The following is a 25113-nucleotide window of genomic DNA, read 5'->3' as shown; positions in this document are numbered from 1 at the left end:
AATGGCCAACGAAACTGATAGTAAAATAACTCCAGGAGATATCCTGACAAAGGAAAAGCTGTTTGAGATTATAGAAAGGATTTACAGCCAGTTCGAAAATGAAGTTGTCCCAAGCGTTAGCCTTCCAAGCCGGACAAAGGCAAATATAGAATACTCTGATGAAAGCGATGTTTGGGTCTATGGAGACCGGGAAAGCGAAAGGAGCGCAAAAACCGTAAAAGGAGCATTTCAGCTCCTGAAAACTACTTACGCAACCGAATTCCTTATAAACGAGCATCTGGCCCATAATCGTGGTTCAACGCTTCGAGAACTTTACTATATATCAGAAGGCTGGGAAGCTGCAAAATTTAAAGAGCAGGCTGAGAGCGATCGCCTGATAGAAGACCTTGAACTCTTAACTAATCTTCAGAGAGAATATTTCCACATGCGCCCTGAAGAAGACGGAGCTACGATGTTCGGGCCTATTGAAATTACAGAGCAGACAAAGCGTGGAGATCGGATTATCCACTGTCAGAAGGATGTGGGGGAAGGAGGATATCAGATCCCCTTCAATGTTGAAAATATTGAATTCAAAGCCCATGATGCAAGCATGATCATTGCCATAGAAACCGGCGGTATGTATGCACGTTTGATGGAAAATGGGTTTGATGAAGCTTATAACGCAATCCTTGTCCACCTTAAAGGCCAGCCTGCAAGGTCAACCCGCCGGATTATTAAGCGCATGAACGAGGAATTAGGTATTCCTGTAGCTGTTTTTACGGACGGCGACCCATGGTCCTACAGAATCTATGCATCGGTTGCCTATGGGGCTATAAAAAGTGCCCATCTGTCCGAATTCATGGCAACTCCTGGAGCCAAATTCCTTGGCCTCCAGCCTTCGGACATAGTCGAATACGAACTCTCTACCGACAAGCTTACAGAACAGGATATAAACGCACTGCGTAGCGAACTTTCCGACCCACGTTTCGAATCAGACTATTGGAAAGAACAAATCAAGCTCCAGCTTGACATAGGGAAAAAGGCCGAACAGCAGGCTTTTGCAGGCAAAGGCCTTGATTTCGTAACCGAGGTTTATCTTCCAAACCGACTGAAAGAACTGGGTATGCTGTAATGGCAGAGTTCCGTCACCCGAGTTCCATCACCCGAGTCCCGTCACCCGAGTTCCGCCACCCGAGTTCCGTCTCGGGAGGACGGCCCGGATTTCACATTGGGATCACAGAAAACTCCTATTTTTTGGCTGTTAAGGTGTAATCGTAACATCACAAAGCCCTTTTCGCTACGCTACGCTTCGCTCAAGAGGGCCGAACTACGGACAATAATAGTTATTTTAATTCGCTCACGGATTGATTTGCACAAGTCATATCTCGGTAGGGGGGACCTTTATCCCTGCTTGACCAAAGTCCCAATAAGCGTGGTCAAAAGGTTTTCGTTACGCCTTTTGAGAAATGGATTGATCGAAAACGGCGTAAAAGCATGATTAGACGGTGCAACTGTTGCTGCCCAATGATTGCTGGTTAAATTTATATAGAAACGTTATAAATTAATATACAAAGATTCGACTTTAAAGTAAAATGTGAGCAAATCCGATCGGGGATGATACAGCAGGATCTCCAGGCAGTATACCATGATAACCAGGAAACATTTCGAATTAGTTATTTTATTCTGGACTTGATTTTCGAGTTGGAAAAATACCTGGAACTGTATATACAAAAATCTGATGATAAACCGGCTAAATGCCGCGACTCTTTCTTGGATACCTTATGAGATACGAATTTTTACGAGAGAAACAGCAAATATTAATTTAAACTACAGATGTATTAAAAAATTAGTATGAAAAGCTCATATTTGGGCGCAAAATTATGCTAAAAAGTCCTGTTCTGAGAGGATTGATACTGAAAAATCTTGTGCAATTTTTAGGGAATCTAAAGGCTTAAAATCTATGAGCGCATATTGAATCTGGTTCGTGGAAGAAAAGATGAAAATAAAATATAAAAATCTTTTAATAAAAAATTGAAGGCTTACAAAACAGACACGAATTCTAAAACCTATTTTGATAAAAGTTTTCCCGCGAATTTTAAAAAAAGATAAGGATGTTATAGGATTCAGATAACTTTACTAGATTTTTATGGAGAATAAACCAAGATGAGTGATAAACAGGTTTACGATGCTTCGCACATCCAGGTGCTGGAAGGCCTGGAAGCTGTCCGGAAACGCCCTAGCATGTATATAGGAAGCACGGATAGCCGCGGGCTACATCACCTAGTCTATGAGGTAGTAGACAACAGTATTGATGAAGCCCTTGCAGGCTTCTGTACCAGGATAAGTGTCACAATCAATCCAGACGGAAGTGTGACAGTCCTGGACAACGGGAGAGGTATTCCTATCGATCCCCATCCAATTCACAAGAAATCAGCTCTTGAAGTTGTAATGACTATTTTGCATGCAGGAGGGAAGTTTGACAAGAACACTTATAAGGTCTCAGGGGGCCTGCATGGGGTAGGGGTTTCTGTCGTAAATGCACTTTCGGAATGGCTGGAAGTAGAAGTAGCAAGAGACGGTAAGAAGTATTTCCAACGCTACACCCGTGGAAAGCCTGAAGCTGACGTCCAGGAAATTGGAACCTCGGATGTTACTGGCACTAAAACTACTTTTAAGCCGGACGCAAAAATTTTTGAGACCCTGGATTTTGATTATGAAACCCTCTCAAACCGATTAAGAGAACTAGCTTTCCTGAATAAGGGCCTTACCATCAGCCTCAGGGATTTAAGAACTCCAGAAGGTCAGGCTGAAACTTTCACCTATGAAGGGGGAATTGTAGAGTTCGTCAAGTACCTGAATAATAAAAAGCAGCCCCTCCACCCCGATCCAATTTATTTTGAGCGGCAAAGAGACGATATGGTAGTGGAAATTGCGATGCAGTACACTAATAGCTATACAGAAAACGTGTACTCTTTCGCAAACAATATCAATACCCACGAAGGCGGAACCCACATCATCGGTTTCAAGACTGCACTTACAAGGGTTGCAAACGACTACATTAAAGCTAACAAGCTTTCCAAAGAGGACGCAAAGCTCACAGGCGACGATGTAAGAGAAGGGCTGACTGCAATCATCAGTGTCAAACTCATGGAGCCCCAGTTTGAGGGGCAGACTAAAACAAGGCTTGGAAACAGTGATGTCAAAGGAATTGTGGATTCACTTGTAACTGACGGACTTGCAGAATACTTTGAGGAAAACCCCAAGGTTGCAAACATTATTCTCGAAAAAGCTCTCCTTGCCCAGAAAGCCAGGGAGGCTGCAAAAAAAGCAAGAGAACTTACCCGGAGAAAGAATGCCCTCGAAGTAAGCACTCTTCCCGGAAAACTTGCGGACTGCTCGGAAAAGAATCCTGCAGCCTGCGAGATTTACATTGTGGAGGGTAATTCAGCAGGCGGTTCGGCAAAACAGGGTAGAGACCGGAGTTTCCAGGCTATTTTACCTCTCAGAGGCAAGATTCTGAACGTGGAAAAATCCAGACTTGCAAAGATCCTGAAAAACGAGGAGATTATTTCCCTGATCACTGCCATTGGAACAGGAGTCAGCGAGGACTTCACCTTGGAAAGTGCCCGCTACCATAAGGTCATTATCATGACTGATGCCGATGTGGATGGAGAACACATCAGGACTCTTCTTCTCACGCTGTTCTTCCGCTATATGAGGCCTCTAATTGACGAGGGATACGTATACATTGCCCAGCCTCCTCTCTACCGCATAAAGAAAGGCAAAGCTGAGTACTACATACATTCTGACAGGGAACTCGAAGAAAAGAAGAAAGAACTCGGGGAAAAAGGGCTCGCTATCCAGCGCTATAAAGGTCTTGGAGAAATGAACCCCGAACAGCTATGGGGAACCACGATGAATCCTGAGAGCCGGACCCTTTTACAAGTGACCCTGGAAGATGCGATTCGGGCTGATGAGATCTTCAGAATTCTCATGGGAGATGAGGTTGAGCCACGCCGGAACTTCATACAAATGCATGCAAAAGAGGTAGTAAACCTGGATATATGAGGTGGCTAAAAATGGTAAAATATGAAGGCGAAAAGAAATCAGAAGATGAATTGAAAAAATCTTATCAGGCTACCCTTATCCCCGAAGAGAAAGATGAAGAGACGGAAAATAAGGACGGTTCAGCCGCCCTTACACAGGAAGATTCGAGCAAAAAACTGGAATTAAATGTATCCGATCCTGCTTCAGAAGAGCCAGAGGACGAAGGTCCAGAGCCAGAAAGGAGAGGGATTACTACCATCCTTCTCGAAAATGAGATGAAACGCTCTTACATCAACTATGCAATGAGTGTAATCATAGGAAGGGCACTTCCCGATGCTCGGGATGGCTTAAAACCGGTTCACCGTAGAATCCTTTTTGCAATGAAAGAGGCAGGGATTACGCATGACAAAGCCTACAAGAAGTCAGCCCGTGTTGTGGGAGATGTGCTTGGTAAATACCATCCGCACGGAGACACTGCCGTTTATGACAGTATTGTGCGTATGGTCCAGCCGTTCTCACTTCGTTATCCTTTAATTGACGGACAGGGAAACTTTGGGTCGATTGATGGAGACTCGGCTGCTGCCATGCGATATACCGAAGTCCGCATGGACAGAATTGCAGAGGAGATGCTGGCAGACATTGAGAAGGAAACTGTTCCCTTCATGCCAAACTATGACGGGTCACTGGAGGAGCCCGAGGTTCTTCCTGCAAAACTTCCGAATCTCCTTATTAATGGATCCACAGGCATTGCAGTCGGGATGGCAACAAACATGGCTACCCATAATATAGGGGAGGTAATTGACGGAACCCTCATGCTTATCGAGAATCCTGCAGCTACGATTCCCGAGCTCATGACTGTAATCAAAGGGCCTGACTTCCCTACAGGTGCACATATTATCGGGACTGCAGGTATTAAATCAGCATACATGACCGGAAGGGGTCCTGTAAAGATCCGGGCAGTTGCCGAAATCCAGGAGTTAAAGAAAGACAGGCAGCAGATAATCGTAACAGAGCTTCCCTATCAGGTAAATAAAGCCCGAATGATTGAAAACATTGCCCAGCTTGCCAGGGATAAGATAATTGTCGGAATTTCCGATCTTCGGGACGAGTCAGACAGGGATGGAATCAGGGTTGTTGTCGAGCTCTCTCGAGGCACAAATCCAAAGGTTGTCTTAAACCAGCTTTATAAGCACACGCAAATGGAGACAACTTTCGGGATAATCAATCTGGCTCTTGTTGACGGAAAGCCAAAAGAGCTGAACCTGAAGGAACTTCTTGAGATCTACCTGGAATACAGGATGGAAATTATCCAGAAGCGGACGCTTTATGACCTCAGGAAGAGCGAGGAAAGAGCCCATATCCTTGAAGGACTCAGGATTGCTCTGGATAACATAGACGAAATAATCGCTCTAATAAAAGGCTCGGCAAATGCCGATGAAGCAAAGCAGGGCCTGATGGGAAATTTCGCCCTTGACGAGCTCCAGTCAAAAGCTATCCTTGATATGCGCCTGCAGCGCCTAACAGGACTTGAGACCCAGAAGGTACTTGAGGAGCTGGAAGGACTTGTAAAACTGATAGGAGAACTCAGGAAAATCCTTGAAAGCGATGAGCTCAAGTACGAGATAATCAGGAATGAACTTCTGGAGCTCAAGGAAAAGTATGGAGATACCCGCAGGACAAAAATTGTGCCGGCTACTGCTGAGGTCAGGGAAGAAGATCTGATTCACGAAGAGAATGTCGTTGTCACGATTACAAACGGAGGCTATATAAAGCGCCTTCCTCTCAGCACTTACACCATGCAGCGCCGTGGTGGTAGGGGTATAATTGGCATGGAGATGAAGGATGAAGACTTCGTGGAAAATCTCTTCATTTCCTCAACTCACAATTATATCCTATTCTTTACGAATCTTGGCAGGCTGTACTGGCAGAAAGTTTATGAGATCCCTGAAGGCTCCCGGCAATCCAGAGGCAAAGCCATAGTAAATCTCCTGGAGCTTCAGGAAGGCGAAATGATCAGTGCCATGATTCCGGTCAAGGAGTTTGACGAAAATCACTACCTGCTTATGACAACAAGGGCAGGTACAATCAAGAAGACTCCTCTATCGGAGTTCAAGAACCCGAGGAAATCCGGCATAATTGCAGTCACCCTTGATGAAGGCGACGAGCTTGTAAGAGTCCTCCTTACTGACGGGAAAAAGGAAGTTTTGATGGTTTCAAAGAGAGGCAAAGCTATCCGCTTCTCTGAAGAAGATGTCCGCCCTATGGGCCGAACTGCAAGAGGGGTCCGTGGTATGACTCTTGACGGCCCGGACGACGAAGTTGTCAGTATGGATATTGTTGACGAGACCACAACCCTCCTGACCGTGACTGAAAACGGCTTTGGCAAGAGAACCGAGTATTCTCAGTATCCCACGCACCGCCGTGGCGGAAAAGGCGTGATAACAATCGTTACGAATGAGAGGAATGGCCCTGTTTCGAGAGTCCGATCCGTAGCCGATGATGACGAGCTTATTTTCACGAGTGCCGAGGGTATAATTATCCGTATCCCGGCTAAAGATATCTCGATCCAGGGAAGAAACACCCAGGGCGTAAGAATAATTAATCTGAAACCCGGCGACAAAGTCGCAGGTATAGCCAGGATCGAAAGCGGAAAAGCCGAAAAAGACCTGAAACTCACAGCCTTTAAAGGTAAAGAAGCAAAAGAAGCAACTGGAGCCGCTGAAATAGCAGAAGAAGCCGAGGTTCCAGAGGACGAAGCCGAAGAACTTGAAGATCTTGACGACTTCGAAGACCTCGAAGCTCCCGACAAAGCCGAGGAAAGCAAAGAATTCGATGAAGCCGAAGAACTTGAAGAAGACTGAATAATGTATCGGGTGAAGAAAGATAATTCTTCACTCAAACTGCTGCCGGAATAAAGATTTTTTTGGGGGGCTGGACTCCGGCGGCGGGCTTATTTATTGAGCGAGTTTTTTGAATCAATTTTTTGAAGAATTGATACCGGTAGTTATGTTTATTAGGAATTTTCAGAATTTTGTGAGATGATCTGAAAGTTTATATATTAAGTGCGGGTTGACATTTTATAAATGTATGTAATGAATGTTAAATTAGGATGTAAAGTTTAGAAAGTGGAAATGACTTTTGATTGCTCATAAATGTTATGGATTTTTTGTAATTCTAGGCTGATTTGAGTTCTAATTTTCTTAAAAATGAGCTATACAATACCTGAGCTCAAAAATGAATAAAAAGAAACCCTGGATGATTCTATACTATAATTTCTATAACAACTTGAGTATGTTTTTAAGAAAAAGTATTAAGTGTATTATTTTACAATCATAGTGAATAATGTTAGAAAGTTGTATATACTTGGACTGACATTCTAACTAATAACTCAATCACTCAGATAAATTGTCCAAAGTGTTTATATAAACAACGATTTCGAAAATAATGGTGAGAGAGTTAACATAAAGGGGGTATAAAAGAATGCAAAAATTAGAGTTATTGCCACCTATAAATGCAAAAATTGGAGACATATTCGAAATATCAATACCGTCTAATCCTGCTTCGACCGGCTACAACTGCTTACTGTCAGAAATGCCACATTGCGTTTATTTTGTAGAGTCAACGTATGTACCCGATGAGCCTATCAGACCAGGAAGCGGGGGAACTAGCAAGTTCAAGTTCCTTGCAGTTAAGAAAGGTGACGGCAAGATTATTTTCCATAGTGTGAGATTCTCTCACCCTCCGGAAATACTGGAACCTACTCCTATGCAACAAAGGTTTGTCATAGTAGAGTGATGAAATGGCTTTATTTGCCATTTCTCTTTCCTTTTTTTGACATGACTATTCATTCTGTTTTACGCTAAATTTCAGTCAGTTACTACTCTTCAACCTTTTTTTGAGAATTTTTGAATCGACTTTTTTAGTGAACCACGCCTGTAAGCACAATTTTGAAGCATTTCTGAATTCAGGGACAGTTTGAGTTTCGATGAATCTTAAAACAGGGTACCATATGACTGCGAAGCAGGCGGCGAAGACCGGAAAAAATTATTTATGAGACTTTCCTAATGAATAGTAGTCATCAGGTTTTCTCCTTCTTTTCTCCTTGCGTGATTACGTTGCTATATATTTATGGAAAATAAGTAAATAAAAATAGAGTTTTAGAAATCAGTTTCTATTTTTGCCTTATTGCTCGGCTTCTTTTTCACTTGAACATCTGGAAGCTACTTTCCAGAGATAACATAGACTCAATGTAAGCCACCAGAGGTATCTAATCTCAAGAGAAAATTTATACTCATTATAATCAATAAGCCCGTGTGCCATTCTATTTCTCAAGTTTGAGCCATAACGTTCAATTAGTAAACCTCTTAAATCAAAGACAATGTCTTCAGGCATTATTTCGTTCAGTTCTTTCATTTTTAAAGTGATATTAAGATCGTACTCGTTTTGAGTTCCATTTTGATCCAAACCTGATACAATTATCCCATTATTGGTAAGAATGTATCTAATGGAATTCTCCAGTTGGGGAATAAGTAAATGTATACTTGTTAAGAAATCTCCATTTAATCCGGCAAAAAGACCAGAAGCATATATAAATTCTCTTCCTACAGGAACGAATGGATTGTTAAAAACAAGTGGGAACAAGTCTTGGGTTGTGATTAAATCGTGATCTTGTATTATTTGCTGTTTCGCAGGTTCAATTATACCCAAGTATATAAATTGATGATGAATTTTTGCATGCTTGAACATATTGTTGTTAGTGGCTACCTCTCTTTCATGTGGGTTACTTGAAAGAATTGATCCACCACTACCTATTTGTTTTCCTTCCTCGTTTACTAATTTGTTATAAAAAAGATTAGCCATTGGGTATTCGATTGTTGTTTTCTCAACATCTTCCTTAAGTTTGGAGATTTCAGGTGGATGTGTTATTGATGAAAGTGTAAAAATTGCATCTTGGAGTGTTTTTCCCCTGACAAATTCCTTTGCCTTCTTAATTTGTTCTTCAGGAATGGATATCTCCAATGGAATTGGGAACATTTGTAATGTAGACTTAGGCTGATATTCAAGAAGAAGTTTGTGCAAATTCTCAATGCGTTTTTCTTCGTTTCCTATTTTCCTATATTCTTGAATCGCATTTTCAATACGTCCACAGGCGTTAATGTAATCAGGAGGATTTTTGTTTACGTCATCTTCTGCGTTTTTTACGTAGGTTTCTACCCTACGTATTAAGGCTTCCCTTTCTTGATCAATTTCTCCAGCAAGTCTATGCCATTTTGCTTTTGTTTTCCATGCATGTTCGGCTTTCCACCAGTCGTGATAATTTTCTGCTTTTAAAGCTATTTTTTCTGAAAGCAATGAGTACTTTTCAGTATCTCCCTTCTTATATTCTTGAAGCAGTTCCATTATCTTTATAGATAGGAATTTTGGGTCTTCACCATTATAAGTCTCAAGAATAGCCTCCATATATTTAATAGTAGTTTCAAACTTCTCTGATTTCTTCCCAAGCGATGCAGCTAAATCAACTGCTCTCCTAATTCGATAAAAAGATGATGTCCAGCTTTCAGGATCTTCCAATATCTTCGATGACTCTATATAAGAATCAATTGCATTGAGTGCGCATTTGTAATCCTTCTTTTTTATCCAAAGTAGATCTGAGATCCTTGCTCTCATTTCTGCGTCAAAAATGTCGGGAGTAAGATCTACTAGAATTCCAAGATATAGATCTTTGATATTATCAAAATTTTCTTCTAAGACGAATGGTTTTTCCTTGCTTTCCCTCAAAATTGGAGAAGTAATGAGTCCTAAGATCTGGAATATTGTTTTATTTTTTGAGTCACCATTTGATTCCGCTTCTTTTGCTCGATTAAAGAATATTGTGCTATATTGCAAGCATTCTTTTTTATCACAACTTGAAATAACTTCCTGCCAGTTAGATTTATTAAAATCACTTTTATCTAAGATTATATCCTCCAAAGCATCATCTCCTTGATACTACACACTTGTTAAAAATAAATAAATTGTTACATTCATCATCTTGATTTCGATTTGTTATCAAAAAGTGAAAATGAATAATAAATTTTTGGAAGATGTGACGAAATCAAACTAAACTGATTTTTAAACTAATTTTAAAATAATCCAAAATTTACTCAAACCAGTTATCTTCCAACCTCCCTTCCCTTCTCCCCTGCTCACTCGCATAAGCCGCATACTTCCCGCTCTTCGTATCAAAAATGAACCTATAAACCGTTTTGAAATAAGCCCAATATTTAACATACTTATCTCTCGCATCGCTCAGCGTAACAGTTACCGAGCCATTTTCTTCCGAAACGCTGTAGACAGGATAATCGATTTCCTGAGGAAGGGCTGTGCTGTAAAGTTTTCTGGCTCTTTCAACATATGCGGAGGCATTGGGAGCGGCGCCGGTCACGTTGGTTTTTTCGATATAATCACTTTTTTCGATTCCAGACCAGTAGCTCACTTCCATAATCTTGTAATAGGTAGAATTATAAGGATAAGCAGCAAGAAACTTCCCGAAGGACGAGGGATATGTATCCTGATAGCTGATTTTTGCGCCTTCAGCGCCGGAAATATAATTCACAAGAAATATTTTAGCCACCGGCAGGACTGCAAGCCAGACCACAAGCACAATTAAAAGGGCAGGATAGAGTTTGCTCCGGTTATTCGTGACAAAAGAACAGAAATTATTGAATTTTCCATTCCATTTACCATGGCTTTTCATATAGGCTACAAGTAAAACGAAAACAGGCAGCAAAGGAAGAATATTTGCCAGAGGATCGAAGAAATAAACGGCTCCGAGAGTGGATGTTTCTGTGCTGAAAGGATAAAGGGGACGCATTTTCCAGCTTGTCACATAGTCAAGGTAGACATGAGAAAAAATAGCTGTAAATCCGGCTGCTGTAAACAGGAGGTCTTTGGTTTTAAGCCAGATAAAAAGCGTGACAAGCAGAACGAAAAGGATCGAGTGCATGAATTCCCTGTGGCCAAGCAGATAAAAAAGCTGATTTCTAGCCTCATGGCTTACGCTGCCGCTGACGAGAGCAAACAGGATGTATGGGATAAAATCCAGGTCAGGAAGGATTGCTAGAAATCCCAGAGTGTTTCGCTTTTTTCCCCTAAAGCCTAAAGTCAGCGCAATCAGAAGACCGATTCCCAAGTGAGAAAGTGAATTTACCATTTGCTTTATCCCTGAATAACCTTTTATTTTTATTTTTGATGAAACGCAAATCTTCTGACGAATAACCTGAACGAATTTTTGCAAAATTTATTATAGTTTGCATCTTTTACCTTTAAATAGATGGGGTGTATAACTATATTCTGCATTTAGAATTGCCATATGGCAATCTAATATGTAATTGAAAAGATAAAACAACAGAGTCACTTTAGATTCACCTTAAAATCGCCAGGCAGGATCATATAAGTGACAAATTTCTGTTAATATTGTTAAGGGGAAACTGGTTAGCAGAATTTGTAATTGAATTTTCTTGAACCGAAGCTTAAATCTTGAGTCCGATACATGAACTCTATGTTGAGTAAATAACGGCCAAGCAAATAACGGGGGCAAGTTTCAAACAAATTTGGCAAAACCAGCAACCAGGAATAGGGGAAAACAACATGGCTAAAGGGTTATACAAACTACCGGATTTGAAATATGGCTATTCAGACCTTGAACCTTACATTTCCGAAGAACAGCTACGCATTCACCACGACAAGCATCATCAGGCTTATGTGACCAATGCAAACTCACTTATAGAGATGATGGACAAGGCGAGGAAAGAAGGGACTGACTTCGATTATAAGGCCAGTGCAAAAGCTCTGACTTTTAACCTTGGTGGGCATGTCCTTCATGACTATTTCTGGTGGGAGATGACTCCTGAAAGCAATGCAAGCAAAGAAGCTGTGGGTGAACTGTCTGAGATGATTAAAGATAACTTTGGAAGTTTTGAGAGATTTAAGAAGGAGTTTACCCAGGTCGCATCCAGTGTTGAAGGTTCCGGCTGGGCAGCCTTAACTTTCTGTAATGATACAAAGAGACTTATGATCATGCAGATAGAAAAGCACAATGTGAATATAGTTCCGGATTACCCGATACTTATGGCTCTTGATGTATGGGAGCATGCTTATTATATTGATTACAAGAACGATAGGGGTAAGTTCATAGGAGGATTCTGGAATATAATTAACTGGGAAGAAATCGACAAATATTTCAAGAAAATCCAGAAATAACCAGAAAGTCATTTTTTAAAGGTTTCACGCTAGTCCGATTACAGTTTACCAGCTATGGAAAAATAAGTAATCGGACTAACAACTATTTATTAGGGACAGTTTAAGGATATGTAGGAAATTTCGGAAAATTTTTTTGTTGGACTTAACTCATTTTTATTGAATTGAGCTTCGTCTTATCAAAATAAAATCAATTGATCTCGAAAGCCAATCAAAGTAAGATCATCCAAACCAGTTTCTGCCTAATCTCTCCTCCTGTCCTCCGTGCATACTTGCATAAACTTCATATTCCTCTCCGTTTTTCCTGTCAAAAACGAACCTATAAAATGATTTAAAATAAGCCAGTTCTCTAATGTAAGGATTTCTGGCATCACTGAGAATAACAGTTACAGAATCGTTCGTTTCGGAAACCACGTAGACCGGATAATCAATTTCCTGAGGAACACCTGCCCTGTATAAGTTTTCTGCTCTTTTAACATAAGCAGCATCATCAGAGACATTTCCTTTTACAGAAACTTTTTCAACATACGAACTTTTCTCTATTCCTGAAAGATAACTTATTTCTAGGACTTTATAATGAGTGGAATTATAAGAGTACGCCGTCAGGAATTTATTCATAGATTCTGGATAGGTATTTTGATAGCTTATTTCAGCTTCTTCGGTCCAAGAAATCTGCTTGATCAGGAAAGCTTTTGAGACCGGTATGAAGGTAAGCCAGACAAGTAACAAAAGAATAAGCGAGGCATAGAGCTTATCGTCAATGTTTGATATGTAAGTGCAAAAGCCCTTTATTTTTCCGTTTATCTTTCCTCTATGACTCAAATTTACTATAATCACAATGAAGGGAGGCAAGAGAGGAAGCAGATTTAGCAAAGGGTCAAAGAAATAAGCCGCACTCATAATGGAAGCATCTGTACTGAACGGGTAGAAGGGACGCATTTTCCAGCTTGTAACATAATCCAGGTACGAATGAAAGAAGAGGGATTGGAACCCTCCAACCGTAAAAAGCCAATCTTTAGTCTTAAACCAGAGAATAAAAGTAATCAGAAAAATGAAAAGAATAGAATGCATAAACTCTCTGTGTCCGATCAGGTAAAAAAGCTGGTTTCTTACCTCAGGGCTCAGGCTGTCATTGGCATAGATAAATGTTGAGTACAGGACATAATCCAGATCAGGTAGTGTGGATAATAAGGCCACAACTCTCAGTTTGTTTTCTTTCAAGCCTAAAGCCAGAGCAATGAGAAAACCTACTCCGAGGTGGGAAATTACATTTACCATGATACTGTATTCCTGAGGGGAGATTTTGTGTTTGACTTTTATAATTAATAATATAGAGAATTAAGGATATATTTCTTCTTTTTAAAAAACGTGTTCGGGAGTTGCAAAGTTGTATTTACTTCAGAAAATGATAAAAAATAAAAGTAAACGTTAAAAACAAATCCCCAGGCTCTCGGGTAAAAGTAATACCATTTTTAAAAACTCTATCTTTATATTAAAAAGAAAACGGACTAATTAGAAAATAATATCCTCTCAACTTACCGGGTTGAAGAGCTAAATATCCTTACAAGGCCTAATTTTTCAATGTCCTGTCAAAAAAGCAATCATCTTGTCATATGCATCCTGTGCAATAAACTTTCAGAAAATTTTCAGTTTTTTAATCATGAACCCGTTAGGTTTACTTAGGCAACCCCTGTTTATAAATAAATTAATACAGTGTAGATTTGAGAAATATATAAGTTTTTCTTTATTGTGCTAACAGCATTCAGTTAAATATTCAAAAGTTCATATTAATAGATGTAAATGTAAAAACTGTGGGCTCTTACACAAAAAAGGATAGTTTTCTTATATATTTCAGGGACTCGGAAAAAACTTGCAAAAGGGCTCGTGAAAACAAGACATTTCAGGCTTTTACCTGACAACAGATCACTACTTCTTTTACCCTGTGGGTGGCATTCAAAAACGAATTCTTTGGTGATCTGACTGCAAAGTCAAACATATTAATATATAATTTAAAGTATATTAGATGCAGATTAAAAGGAGATGTATAGCATGGTAAGTGAAATGACTCCAACCCGAAGAGTTCTGGCAGCAGTGCTTGGAGGCAGGGTTGACTATGTACCCCCTGCAAATCCCCTCGCTCAGACCACAACCGAACTGATGCAGGTATGCAACGCCTCCTGGCCAAAAGCCCACTTTGACAGCAAGATGATGGCAGACCTTGCAGCCTCTCCTTATGAGGTTTGCGGCATTGAGGCTGCACGTCCCCAGTTTGATATTTCTCTTGAGGCGGAAGTTCTTGGGTGCAAACTTGACTGGGACAAACCGGACAGGCCTCCCGTAACTGGCCCTGCTTATACAGACCCCTCAGATATAACCTGGCCAGATAACCTGGAAGAAGCCGGAAGAATACCAGTAGTGCTCGGAGCAATTGAAGAACTGAGGAAGCGCTACGACGGCATGCTCCCTATCATCCCGGTACTTACATCACCATTTACGGTAGCAGGTCACATAGCAGGTGTTGAGAATATGGCCAGGTGGACAAAGACCGACCCGGAAAAAGCCCATGCCTTCATTGAAGCAGCAACTGATTTCGTGATAGCTTACGGGAAGTTGCAGATTATTTACGGGGGACATATCATCTTCCTCGCTGATCCTTCGGCTTCCGGTGATCTGATTTCATCGGAAACATACAGGGAGTTCATACTTCCTTCCCATAAAAGAATAGCACAGGAAATCAGCTGTCCCCAGATCCTACACATCTGCGGAGATACCAGTAAACTCCTGCCTTATATAAAACAGAGTGGAATTGACTGTTTCTCCTTTGATGCCGTTCCAGTCTGGTACTGCCGTCAGGTAATGGGCAACGATATGTCCATTCTAGGAAGCCTGGACGTCATAAACCTGATGCCAAACGGCACTCCCGAACAGGTTTATAACAGAACCCGGGAATGCATCTTGCAGGGAACTGATATTGTAGGAACTTCATGTGGGGTCTCATTTGGAACCTCCCTTGAAAATCTCAGAGCATATGTAAGGGCCTGTAAAGAGACCCCAATTCCGAAATACGACGATGTTGAAGATCTTGTCAGGCAGATTGGAGTCGGTATTGGTAGGAATATGAAAGAAAATGTGCTCGGAGGGATGCAGGAATGATCAGGCACATCGACGTTGCAGTTCAGAAGATATTCGAAATGAAAGAAAAAGAACCTGCAAAGTTTAAAAGACTCATTGAAGAAGGGATCATGATCGGCCTCGGGGTTGACCTTGGAGATAGAAACAAACAAATGACTGTCGCTGACCAGATAAAGAAACAGAACAAGCCGAAAGACCCCGAATACACAGCTGTGGCAGAAGCAGTGATAGCGGGAGACCGCGCCGAAACAATAAACCTCACAGTTACCCTGCTTGGAAAAGGAAAAGATCCTACAGACCTGGTCTTAAATGCTCTTATGCCCGGAATTCAGACCGTATGTGAGCTTTACGACATGGGAGAGAGCTACGTGCCTGAAATCCTGCTGGCAAACGAAGCCCTTATAGGAGGAGTGGAACTCTGCCAGGAAAGAATAGGAGAAGTCCCCTCCCAGGGTAAGGTAGTATCCCTCGTTATCGAAGGAGATGTACATGACATAGGCAAGAATATTGTAGCTGCTATTCTCAGGGCAAACGGTTTCGAAGTAGTTGATCTTGGAAGAGACATAACAGTGGAAGCAGCCGTTAGAGCTGTAAAAGCAACAAACGCTGACCTTGTTACCGGAACGACCCTTATGAGCACAACCAAAGGAGGCCTTAAAGACCTTGCAGAGATTCTGGACTCTGAGGACGTTCCTGTAGCCTGTGGCGGGGCTGCCATAGACAGGCATTTTGTCGACACCTTTGGCAACTCGATATATGGAAAAACCCCGCTTGACGCAGTAAAAATTGCAAAGAAAATCTGTGCAGGAAAGAGCTGGAAAGAAGCCCGCAAGGAACTATACTGATTTTATTCTACTTTCCAGTTCTCTTTTTATTTTTCTTCTTCGAGCTTTATCTCTCATATTAAATCATAAATTGTGAAATAAATGCTGGTCAGAAAATAAGTGCTGTAAGGTAAACAAATAAGGAATGATGAAAAGTGAAAAGAAGGATCAGGAATAGAAAATGAAAACGAAAAAACAAGAAAAGTAAGAAAGCATAAACTGTAAAGGGATGAACAAAAACTTCATAAAAAATCCTGGGATAAAATATGGATCAGGCAATAAATATCGATATTGGTACCAGCGGGATTAGAGCCCAGCTCCTAAATCTTACGGATTCTTCCGTTCTCAGGACTGCAATTTTGTCCAGAAACCCGCTCCCTGGCGCAAATGTCGTTGACCATATGGACTTTGCGATTAGTTATGGGCAGGGTATAGCCCATGAGATTCTTATTTCAGCCATAAACTCCCTGGTAAGTAACCTTAAGCCAGAAAACCTCAGGCGTATAGCCGTTTGTGGAAATCCGATCCAATTGTCGCTATTTGAAGGAATAGAAATCAGGGACCTTGCATTTGCGGGAAAAAACGCCCTCGAGAAAATACATGTAAAGCCTCTGGAAAGGAACGGGCATATAGTTTCAGGAAATGAGATCGGGCTTTATGCCGATGTTGATGTGATTATCCCGCCTTCGGTAAGGCATGAAATCGGAGCTGATGCCCTTGCTATGATGATAAAGAGCGGGTTTCTGGACACTCCCGAAACGTGTATGGTCACGGATTACGGGACAAATGCCGAGATGGCCCTGAGAGTAGGCGACAGAATATACACAGGATCGGCTGCTGCAGGCCCTGTTATCGAAGGACAGCAGATCAGCAAAGGGATGCTGGCAACGCCTGGAGCGATTGCCGACCTGAAGCTTTCCGGAGGCTGGCAAGCGCTTGTCCTTGATGAAAAACTCAGGCTGGTAGAAGGGCCAAGAATAGATCTGCGCAACAGGACTTTTAAAGCCACCGGATATCCTACAAAGGGAATTACAGGTACGGGTGTAATTGCCCTTATGTATGCAGGGCTTGTAACTGGCATAATAAAGCCTCCTCATATTGAAGGCGGTATAATTCGGCTAGGAAAGGGAATTACGTTTACAGAGGAAGATGTAATAGAAGCCGGAAAAGCCTTCGGAGCCCTGAGAGCAGGTCAACTGACCCTGATGCATGAGGCAGGGATAGCATACGAAGATCTGGAAACAATGTACATATGCGGGGCAAGTGGAACGTATGTGGACCCTCTAAAAGCCCGCTTTACAGGCATTGTGCCTGCAACACCGAAACGGATTATCCAGTGCGGAAATACTTCCCTGGAACTTGCAAAAGACCTTGCCCTCGACCCTGACTACCTCTCCTACCTTAATGAAATGAAGAAATCGGTACTTTCAAATCATGTAATGTTTGCCTCATCCCCAACCTTTGAAGCTATCTACGTCCAGGAAATAGCCCTCTGGAATGAAGGGATGCCGCTTGAAAAGTATAACTCAAACCTCGAAAGATCAGGCATCCAGCCTGTTCCGCAAAAATATCATGAAGTCATTATTGAAAAAAAATCTGAAACGGATATCCACGAACTTGGAAAAAGCCTGGAGATCGTGGAGTCAAAATATGGTTTTACCGCTACCATTCAGTGCAGCGGTTGTGATACCTGTGTGAAAGAATGCCCAGAAGAGGCACTTTCAAGAGAATCTGAGAGTTTTAAGATCAACAACGAAAGATGTCTCGGTACTGCCTGCAGAAGATGTGAAGAAAGGTGCCCTGAAAAGAGGTTCTCGATCAGTGACTTTAAGCTGGAACTTCCAGAGTCCATAGAGATAGGACAGTAAAATGAAACAGAAGAGCGGAACAGTAATATTACAAGAGTAATTTTACTTAGATCTTACAAGAGTAGTTTTACTCAGATCTTACAGGTAATTATACTCAGTAAATTAAATAATAAGTATCCAACCCTGAAGAGGATTCCAGCTATACATAGGTACAAAACAATATAAATATAAAATAGTTTTCTAGAATACATCGTCATAAACTCAATTATACGAAATAGAACTAGATTTTTTACTGATTCCAGATATGCAGTTTAACCCGAGACTTTTTGGATAAAACTGAGCATATCTGCAGGCAAATGTTTAAATAAGGAGTCAGAGCCCTTGTTTCAGACTGAACCTATACTCTATCTGCAATCACTTGGAAACGATTGGCTTACATCCCTCATGATTTTGATAACTTCAATGGGATCGTCGGCTTTTTTAGCTGCCATAGTAATTATCGTAACTTTCGGGATTAATTTCCGGAAAGGTTTTCTTCTGTTCCAGCTCTTAATCTGGACAGGTCTGATTACCGAAATCATTAAGACAGTGGTCGCCTTTCCAAGGCCGGATTATGTAGATAATAAAGTCCTTAACCTTGAATATGGAGTGAAAAATACCTCGCCTTTCAGTGGGGAAGGATCTGAAGGTATATTTAAACTTCCCGACAAAGAAGTCCTTGAGACCTTCCGCCTTCAAGAAACGCTTAACCATTCTCCTTTCGGTTTCCCTTCCGGGCATGTCGCAATTACAACTGCACTTTGGGGAGGAAGCTCCGAGATTTTCAACAGACGGATAATTAAATTGATGGCTCCTGTTATGATATTTCTTGTAGCTTTGTCGAGGATGTACCTGGGAAGACATTTTCTGGGAGACATAATGGGAGGAGCTATTATAGGCTTATTTTTACTGATTACTTTTACTCTCTTTCTCAAAAGCTCCCTGAAAGAAGAATTTTTCAAGAAAGAGAATTTTGAACTCGCATTCAGGCATAAGAACCTAATTTTGTACTTCATTCTGTTTGTTATCCCTCCTGTTCTGACAGCCTTATCTCTGATAAGTGCTGATGTAGCAGGTTTCTTCCTTGGCACGAATGCGGCATACGTTCTGATTATACGAAAAGGGCTTCCTAATGATGAGGGAAGTGTTGAACAGAGAGTTTTGAGAATAGCTACTGCACTTCTACTCTTTGGAGTCTCCAGTTTTATTCTTGGTGTCGGGTTCGAGACTCTCGAAACTACAGCTTATTTCAGTTTTAAACTCATCGAATTCTTAGAAGCTTTCATACCTGCATCTACGATCTGGGTATCTGTAGTCGTCTGCACAAAGCTCAACCTGTATAGAAGAGAAGAGCTCCTAAGCAGCCAGAACACAGAATGGAGTAGAAATACATTAAAAAAGAACGGAATGGAGTAGAAATTCAACAAAAAAGAATAAAGTAGAAATTCAACCAGATTCCCCCAAATAATAAAAAAAATCAATAAATTCTAAAATCCAGAAGTTATTCCCGGAAAAAATCCCCTGTGAATGTAATGATCCAGATACTCCTTATAACTATATTCTCAGATAGTATCTGTCAAATCCTGGCTGAAACCTATAGAATTTAATAAATCAATGGTTTTGATATCAGGAACTAACTTAGAGGATTTTTCAAGTCCTGTTTGCCTTATGTCCCAGGAAAACTATATATTTCAGAACCTGAAAGAAGATCATATATATTATATGAAGACAGAAATAGTGATAATAAGTTTCAGGCAAGCATATAGAGGCAGACAAATAAACCACAGTAAGGCTCTATATTGCATTATCTAAAGAGGCAAGATGAAACATATAAAATTAAAAAATAAAAATTGTTGAAGGAAAAACATTAAATCATTAGAAATTAATTTGCTTTGTGTTTATTCATAAGGAATAACTTAAATAATGCTTTTGACTATTGAGCGTATTCATAATTCACCGGAGAAACAACTAACTGAAAACCGCAACCTGTCGGTTGTAATCAATGGAAAAGACCTTAAGGTCTTTTCAGCGTGGACAGGGTTTCCCACGGCATAGAGCTTATAATCATATCAAAACAGAGAGGACGACATTCATGGACTTTGAAAAATTAAGACACGGGACAGAACTTATCAAGAGGGGCTTTGCAAGAATGCAGAAAGGGGGTGTGATCATGGATGTTACAAATCCAGAACAGGCCAGGATCGCAGAAGAAGCTGGAGCAGTTGCTGTTATGGCCCTCCAGGCTGTTCCTGCAGATATCAGAAAGGCGGGTGGGGTTGCCCGGATGGCCGACCCTGAGATTGTCCAGCAGATTATTGATACGGTTACAATTCCTGTGATGGCAAAAGCCAGGATCGGGCACTTCGTCGAAGCCGAAATTTTAGAAGCCCTGGGCGTTGACATGGTGGACGAATCTGAAGTCCTGACCCCTGCTGATCCCTACTTCCATATAGACAAAACACAGTTTACCGTGCCTTTTGTCTGCGGAGCCCGAAACCTCGGAGAAGCCCTCAGGAGAATTAACGAAGGGGCAGCCATGATCCGAACAAAAGGAGAGGCTGGAACAGGGGACGTCAGCCAGGCAGTCAAGCACATGAAACAGATTCAGGGCGAAATCCGTGCCCTTGCCGGGAAGACAAAAGAAGAACTGATTCTGGTTTCCAGGGAAATAGAAGCTCCAATCGAACTTGTAGTCGAAACCTCAAAAATGCAGCGTCTGCCTGTAGTAAACTTTGCAGCCGGCGGAGTTGCAACCCCTGCAGATGCAGCGCTTATGATGCGCCTCGGGGCAGACGGGGTCTTTGTAGGTTCAGGTATATTCAAAGCCGAAAATCCTGAGAAAATGGCAAAAGCCGTTGTTGAAGCCGTAAACAACTTTGACAACCCTGCAAAGCTCGCAGAAATCTCAAAAGGCGTCGGTGCCGGCATGAAAGGCATCAGCGCAGACATGATCCCTGCCCAAGAAGCCCTTCAGGAACGCGGGTGGTAAAACCTGCCTGAGTTCCGTCTCCCGAGTCCCGTCTCGGGAGGACGGTGCCCTTTTCGCTCCACGAATTTCGCTTCGGGAGCACGAAGCCCTTTTCGCTTCGCTCAAGAGGGCTGAATCATGATGAAGATACTGAGCTGAGTCAAGAGCTGATGGGCAAGAAAGGCTATATTTTCAACCCTCTCAGGAGGGCTGATTTACCAGAATTTCGTTTCGTGTCAGTATAGGATGTGATCACAAACATTTTTAAATATGATTGCTCACAAGCCTTTTCAAAAAAGGCTTGATCGCAAACGTTTTAGAAAAAAGTTTGATCAAAAACGATGTGAACGACGTGATAAACCGGCGCAAAGGTTGCAGCTCACCGGTTGAAGTTTAATTTTTAAAAATGGATTCTTTCTTACGGGCCTGTAAGAATAAATCACTTCAATTTTTTATTTTCGGATTAACAGGTAATGAATTAATTCTGGAAAATGGTGTTTTTCATGAAAATAGGTGTAATCGCTATTCAGGGAGCGGTTTCTGAGCATATTAATGCTTTAAGGAGAGCCCTTAAGGAAAGAGGAGTGGATGCAGAAGTAGTTGCAATAAAGCATAAGGGTATTGTCCCGGAATGCAGTGGGATTGTGATTCCTGGCGGGGAGAGTACCACACTTTGCAGACTTCTTGCCCGCGAGGGGATTGCAGAGGAAATTAAAGCTGCGGCTGCAAGAGGAGTTCCGATTCTTGGGACTTGTGCAGGTTTGATTGTAATTGCAAAGGAAGGCGACGAGCAAGTTGAGAAAACCAACCAGGAACTGCTCGGAATTATGGATACGAAGGTCAACAGAAACGCTTTCGGAAGGCAGAGGAATTCTTTTGAGGCCGAACTTGAGCTAGAGATCCTTGATTCTCCTTTTACCGGCGTGTTTATAAGGGCTCCTGGAATCTTGAGCTGTGGGCCTGGGGTTCGCGTACTTTCTAGGCTTGATAACCTGATTATTGCTGCAGAACAGGGAAATGTGCTGGCTCTTGCTTTCCATCCGGAATTAACCGAAGATTTACGAATTCACCAGTACTTCCTGGATAAAGTGTTCAACTGTTGAAACTCAAATGGGGAGCCAATTATATTTCCGGCTCTTTTCCTTGGGCTTTTTTTCTTTATCACATTTTTGTTTATCGTACTTTTTCTCTAAAGCTTCCATTCATTTTTACTTTCTGGCACCTTCTTTATCTAATCTTTAATCCTCTTTATTTTCGGTATAGATTTCTTTCTATTCTTAGTATTCTCTTTATTTTCGGCTTATCATCCTTCTTATCTCTATCTATATTCTTTTTATATGGATTACCCAATAAGAAAAAAGATAGAACGCAGTTCTTGACTTTTTATATTTTTGAAACATTCAAAGTTATATAAGGATTACAGCCATATTAGTAAAAACCAATTCAATAAGGGGTAAAATAAATGGTGAAATTAACTGACGAAATGAAAGAAGACTTTGCAAAAATGAAAATATTCCCATTTGCAACGGCGTCTAAAGGCGGAGATCCAAATGTAATCCCAATAGGCATGTGTAATTTGCAGGAAGACGGGGAAACAATCTGGATTGCAGACAATTATTTTCATAAAACCCGCAACAATCTTGATGAAAACCCGAGGGGAGCAATCTATGTCTGGGGCCCGGAAATAAGAGACTGTTACCAGATAAAGGGAGATATTGAGATTAAGACTGAAGGGGATGATTACGAAAAGATGTACAAAATGGTCAAGAGCAGAGGAGACAGGTTCCCTGCAAAAGCCCTTGTAGTTATGAAAATTACTGAAGTTTATGAGTGCAAACCCGGGGCCGGGACCGAGCCTGGAGAGAGGCTGCTTTGACCGCGTTCAAAGCTTAGTCCATAAGTTAGTCAAATCTATAGTTCATTATTTTCTTCGAGCCTTGAAGATGAAAAATCTTCACAATTTATTTTAGATGCTGTATAATGGGGTCGTAGCCTTTGAAAAAGGCTGTCAGAGTTCGAAAAACTCATTACTAGCTTGTAGGTCTCTTCATTGAAAGAGACTAGATTGTAACCCCATCAGCGGAAGAGAAGAGCGCAAAAACACGTACTTGCAGAGATATTTTTGCTATGGTGAACTGCCACATAAAAGCTTTGAGAAGATCAAAATGGAGAGATTGCAAGATGATCGAAGAAGCGGAAAGAAAATCAAATGTATCAAATAACTCCAAGATCACTGTGCTTATAAATGGTCCCTATAAAGTGACCGGTAGAGTTCCCCTTATCACCATGGAGATTTGCAAAGATAAAGAAACTGACCGCCTAATATGGCGTGAAGTCAAGAAATACCCTATAAAGGAACAGTATGCTCTATGCCGATGTGGCCACTCAGGGAATAAACCATTCTGTGACGGGACGCATGCAAATTCTCATTTTGATGGAACCGAAGCAGGGGACTTTGAGCCCTTCAGCGCAGGTGCAAACGTTATCCCTGGCACTTTACTGACTCTCATTGACAATAAGCATCTATGTGTCCACGCGGGATTCTGCACACGGGCAGGAAGAATATGGAACCTTGTCCAGCAATCCGAGAACCCGGAAGCTCGAGACATTGCTATCGAAGAAGCATGTAACTGCCCTTCAGGAAGGTTGGTAATCATTGACAATGCCACAGGAAAAGAGATTGAGCCTGAACTTGAGAAGTCTATTGTCGTCGAGGAAGGACCTCGCCACGGCGAGCACGGTCCTCTCTGGGTACGTGGTGGCATCCCGATAAAATCCGCCGATAGCAAAGAGTATGAGATCAGGAATCGAGTCACTCTCTGCAGGTGCGGAAAATCCAGAAATAAACCATTCTGCGATGGAAGTCATGTGGAGATTGAGAGAGATTGAGAAAATAGATACAAGTGAAAAAGGCTAGATTTGGATTTTACGTCATTGAATCTATTTGTAATAATTTCTCTGTAATAACCCTCTGGCTTTTACTTTTATTCATTGGAGATTTTCCTATGGTTTTAGGCAATTAGTGATTTTTCCCTGATATTTAGGATGGAAAACACCCTCGCAACTTCTCTTTTTTGAAGGAACATTCTTGGCAAAGGATGCCTTTATTCTCGCTTTTAGGTAATATATGTAATTTTATATCAACCACTTTGTAACAGCCGTTCATAAAACTGTAAAGTGATTGTTGAAACTTGAGATAAAAATATATATGTTTTAACCTCATACATATTTTTTGAATATAATAAGGAGATGGTAAATATGGAAAAATCTCTAATGAAAGAGCGATTTTTACATTTCACTACGGCCTTTATTGTATGCATGTTATTGGGATACTTGTCTCATGACTTAATGAATGGAATACGCACTGGAACTCTCATTGGAATTGGGTTCGTTATAGGGGAGGAGATAATAGAAAAAAGACGAGGAAAAAGGAAACAAGAAGTAGAAAAACATTAAAACCAATAGCAGATGAAAAAAGTCAAACCAAAATCAAAATAAAAACAAAATAAAATCAAACTAAAATCAAAAACTAAATAAAAAGTGTTTAAAGCCCGCCCGCAGGCGGAACTTGAAAAATCACTCTGCTGCTGGAGCTTCTTCTGCGGCTTCAAGACCAAGAAGAGCTTTCATGGATTTGCTTCCATACTCAACGACTTTTGCATTAACCTGGACGACGTCAGAGGTAATTTCCTTGCCGCGTACCATCTTTCTCCTGCGCTGTCCTGGAAGCTTGGGGGTGTATCCCACACCTACTGCCATCAGAATTCTCTGCCTTCTGGAGCCCGGAAGGTCGGGTTTCATAACAAAACCACTACCATCACAGCCGCCGGTGATCTTGACTTTGTAGCCGGCCAGTCCGAAAATTGAACCGTCAACAACATCGCCTATTGACTTTCCGATTAATGCGTTTGCTCCAGCATCTTTTAAATCGATCTGGTAAGCACGCCCTTCCTTTGGGTCAGAAACTACAACTTTGAAATTAGCCATGTGAAATCCTCCAATATCAGATTTATTTTAAATATATTCCTTTGCCTTTCCATCCGAAACTCTACCCGGATTTTTCCTGAATTCTTACCTG

The 25113-nt window shown here is 41.3% G+C and carries 19 protein-coding genes; 15 read left to right on the top strand and 4 right to left on the bottom strand.

Annotated features, from left to right (window positions below):
• Nucleotide 1 precedes the first annotated feature (1 nt).
• The 4 genes from BP549_RS13280 to BP549_RS13265 all read left to right on the top strand — a co-directional run bounded on the left by BP549_RS13280 (nt 2) and on the right by BP549_RS13265 (nt 7821).
• Nucleotides 2–1111, top strand: a complete 1110-nt coding sequence (locus BP549_RS13280) for a DNA topoisomerase IV subunit A (RefSeq protein WP_292381369.1) — start codon at nt 2–4, stop codon at nt 1109–1111.
• A gap of 1031 nt (nt 1112–2142) precedes the next feature.
• Nucleotides 2143–4047, top strand: coding sequence for a DNA topoisomerase (ATP-hydrolyzing) subunit B (gene gyrB, locus BP549_RS13275; RefSeq protein ID WP_292373009.1), 1905 nt, complete (start codon nt 2143–2145; stop codon nt 4045–4047).
• A gap of 11 nt (nt 4048–4058) precedes the next feature.
• Nucleotides 4059–6887: a DNA gyrase subunit A gene (gene gyrA / locus BP549_RS13270; RefSeq protein ID WP_292381366.1), complete on the top strand. Its 2829-nt coding sequence runs from the start codon at nt 4059–4061 to the stop codon at nt 6885–6887.
• A gap of 619 nt (nt 6888–7506) precedes the next feature.
• Nucleotides 7507–7821 (top strand): protease inhibitor I42 family protein, encoded by a 315-nt coding sequence (locus BP549_RS13265; RefSeq protein WP_292373012.1) that lies wholly within the window; start codon nt 7507–7509, stop codon nt 7819–7821.
• Between the two features lie 387 nt (nt 7822–8208).
• Here BP549_RS13265 and BP549_RS13260 read toward each other — a convergent pair whose 3' ends face one another.
• Nucleotides 8209–9996 carry a DUF4209 domain-containing protein gene (locus BP549_RS13260; RefSeq protein WP_292373013.1) on the bottom strand — a complete coding sequence of 596 codons (1788 nt, stop codon included), beginning with the start codon at nt 9994–9996 and terminating at the stop codon, nt 8209–8211.
• 169 nt (nt 9997–10165) lie between these two features.
• Complete coding sequence (locus BP549_RS13255; RefSeq protein ID WP_292381364.1) at nt 10166–11218, bottom strand: metal-dependent hydrolase; 1053 nt, start codon at nt 11216–11218, stop codon at nt 10166–10168.
• Nucleotides 11219–11655: 437 nt separating this feature from the next.
• On the opposite strand from BP549_RS13255, the gene BP549_RS13250 reads away from it, so the two are divergent.
• Nucleotides 11656–12267 carry a superoxide dismutase gene (locus BP549_RS13250; protein ID WP_292381361.1) on the top strand — a complete coding sequence of 204 codons (612 nt, stop codon included), beginning with the start codon at nt 11656–11658 and terminating at the stop codon, nt 12265–12267.
• A gap of 219 nt (nt 12268–12486) precedes the next feature.
• Here BP549_RS13250 and BP549_RS13245 read toward each other — a convergent pair whose 3' ends face one another.
• Nucleotides 12487–13542: a metal-dependent hydrolase gene (locus BP549_RS13245; protein ID WP_292373016.1), complete on the bottom strand. Its 1056-nt coding sequence runs from the start codon at nt 13540–13542 to the stop codon at nt 12487–12489.
• Between the two features lie 771 nt (nt 13543–14313).
• Between BP549_RS13245 and BP549_RS13240 the strand changes: the two genes are divergently transcribed.
• The 10 genes from BP549_RS13240 to BP549_RS13195 all read left to right on the top strand — a co-directional run bounded on the left by BP549_RS13240 (nt 14314) and on the right by BP549_RS13195 (nt 24491).
• On the top strand, nt 14314–15417 hold the full coding sequence (locus BP549_RS13240) for an MtaA/CmuA family methyltransferase (protein WP_292381358.1): 1104 nt from the start codon (nt 14314–14316) through the stop codon (nt 15415–15417).
• Nucleotides 15414–16241, top strand: a complete 828-nt coding sequence (locus tag BP549_RS13235; protein ID WP_292381357.1) for a cobalamin-dependent protein — start codon at nt 15414–15416, stop codon at nt 16239–16241. The genes BP549_RS13240 and BP549_RS13235 overlap by 4 nt, the downstream gene beginning before the upstream one ends.
• A 245-nt stretch (nt 16242–16486) precedes the next feature.
• Nucleotides 16487–18088: a methylamine methyltransferase corrinoid protein reductive activase gene (locus tag BP549_RS13230; RefSeq protein ID WP_292381356.1), complete on the top strand. Its 1602-nt coding sequence runs from the start codon at nt 16487–16489 to the stop codon at nt 18086–18088.
• Nucleotides 18089–18409: 321 nt separating this feature from the next.
• Entirely contained in the window at nt 18410–19483 is a 1074-nt protein-coding gene (locus BP549_RS13225; RefSeq protein ID WP_292381352.1) for a phosphatase PAP2 family protein, read from the top strand.
• A gap of 507 nt (nt 19484–19990) precedes the next feature.
• Nucleotides 19991–20122 carry a hypothetical protein gene (locus tag BP549_RS13220; RefSeq protein ID WP_292381349.1) on the top strand — a complete coding sequence of 44 codons (132 nt, stop codon included), beginning with the start codon at nt 19991–19993 and terminating at the stop codon, nt 20120–20122.
• A gap of 37 nt (nt 20123–20159) precedes the next feature.
• Nucleotides 20160–21056 carry a pyridoxal 5'-phosphate synthase lyase subunit PdxS gene (gene pdxS, locus BP549_RS13215; protein ID WP_292373025.1) on the top strand — a complete coding sequence of 299 codons (897 nt, stop codon included), beginning with the start codon at nt 20160–20162 and terminating at the stop codon, nt 21054–21056.
• A 482-nt stretch (nt 21057–21538) separates the two neighbouring features.
• Entirely contained in the window at nt 21539–22138 is a 600-nt protein-coding gene (gene pdxT / locus BP549_RS13210) for a pyridoxal 5'-phosphate synthase glutaminase subunit PdxT (protein WP_292381347.1), read from the top strand.
• 359 nt (nt 22139–22497) lie between these two features.
• Nucleotides 22498–22911 (top strand): pyridoxamine 5'-phosphate oxidase family protein, encoded by a 414-nt coding sequence (locus tag BP549_RS13205; RefSeq protein ID WP_292381344.1) that lies wholly within the window; start codon nt 22498–22500, stop codon nt 22909–22911.
• A 305-nt stretch (nt 22912–23216) separates the two neighbouring features.
• Nucleotides 23217–23924, top strand: a complete 708-nt coding sequence (locus BP549_RS13200; protein ID WP_292381343.1) for a CDGSH iron-sulfur domain-containing protein — start codon at nt 23217–23219, stop codon at nt 23922–23924.
• Between the two features lie 369 nt (nt 23925–24293).
• Nucleotides 24294–24491, top strand: coding sequence for a hypothetical protein (locus BP549_RS13195; protein ID WP_292381340.1), 198 nt, complete (start codon nt 24294–24296; stop codon nt 24489–24491).
• Between the two features lie 120 nt (nt 24492–24611).
• Here BP549_RS13195 and BP549_RS13190 read toward each other — a convergent pair whose 3' ends face one another.
• Nucleotides 24612–25022: a 30S ribosomal protein S6e gene (locus BP549_RS13190; RefSeq protein WP_292381337.1), complete on the bottom strand. Its 411-nt coding sequence runs from the start codon at nt 25020–25022 to the stop codon at nt 24612–24614.
• Between the last annotated feature and the right edge of the window lie 91 nt (nt 25023–25113).

The sequence above is a fragment of the Methanosarcina sp. UBA289 genome (assembly GCA_002496565.1).
GTDB lineage: Archaea > Halobacteriota > Methanosarcinia > Methanosarcinales > Methanosarcinaceae > Methanosarcina.
The sequence above is the reverse complement of the archived record's forward strand: the minus strand, read 5'-3'. Positions and strand labels throughout refer to the sequence as shown.

Excerpts from the sequence above, each read along its gene's own strand:
- gyrA (WP_292381366.1), top strand. The coding sequence starts at position 4,059 with ATGGTAAAATATGAAGGCGAAAAGAAATCAGAAGATGAATTGAAAAAA.
- BP549_RS13190 (WP_292381337.1), bottom strand. The coding sequence starts at position 25,022 with ATGGCTAATTTCAAAGTTGTAGTTTCTGACCCAAAGGAAGGGCGTGCT.
- BP549_RS13205 (WP_292381344.1), top strand. The coding sequence starts at position 22,498 with ATGGTGAAATTAACTGACGAAATGAAAGAAGACTTTGCAAAAATGAAA.
- pdxT (WP_292381347.1), top strand. The coding sequence starts at position 21,539 with ATGAAAATAGGTGTAATCGCTATTCAGGGAGCGGTTTCTGAGCATATT.
- BP549_RS13235 (WP_292381357.1), top strand. The coding sequence starts at position 15,414 with ATGATCAGGCACATCGACGTTGCAGTTCAGAAGATATTCGAAATGAAA.
- BP549_RS13250 (WP_292381361.1), top strand. The coding sequence starts at position 11,656 with ATGGCTAAAGGGTTATACAAACTACCGGATTTGAAATATGGCTATTCA.
- BP549_RS13280 (WP_292381369.1), top strand. The coding sequence starts at position 2 with ATGGCCAACGAAACTGATAGTAAAATAACTCCAGGAGATATCCTGACA.
- BP549_RS13245 (WP_292373016.1), bottom strand. The coding sequence starts at position 13,542 with ATGGTAAATGTAATTTCCCACCTCGGAGTAGGTTTTCTCATTGCTCTG.
- BP549_RS13230 (WP_292381356.1), top strand. The coding sequence starts at position 16,487 with ATGGATCAGGCAATAAATATCGATATTGGTACCAGCGGGATTAGAGCC.
- BP549_RS13200 (WP_292381343.1), top strand. The coding sequence starts at position 23,217 with ATGATCGAAGAAGCGGAAAGAAAATCAAATGTATCAAATAACTCCAAG.
- BP549_RS13220 (WP_292381349.1), top strand. The coding sequence starts at position 19,991 with ATGCTTTTGACTATTGAGCGTATTCATAATTCACCGGAGAAACAACTA.
- BP549_RS13240 (WP_292381358.1), top strand. The coding sequence starts at position 14,314 with ATGGTAAGTGAAATGACTCCAACCCGAAGAGTTCTGGCAGCAGTGCTT.
- BP549_RS13265 (WP_292373012.1), top strand. The coding sequence starts at position 7,507 with ATGCAAAAATTAGAGTTATTGCCACCTATAAATGCAAAAATTGGAGAC.
- pdxS (WP_292373025.1), top strand. The coding sequence starts at position 20,160 with ATGGACTTTGAAAAATTAAGACACGGGACAGAACTTATCAAGAGGGGC.
- BP549_RS13195 (WP_292381340.1), top strand. The coding sequence starts at position 24,294 with ATGGAAAAATCTCTAATGAAAGAGCGATTTTTACATTTCACTACGGCC.
- gyrB (WP_292373009.1), top strand. The coding sequence starts at position 2,143 with ATGAGTGATAAACAGGTTTACGATGCTTCGCACATCCAGGTGCTGGAA.
- BP549_RS13255 (WP_292381364.1), bottom strand. The coding sequence starts at position 11,218 with ATGGTAAATTCACTTTCTCACTTGGGAATCGGTCTTCTGATTGCGCTG.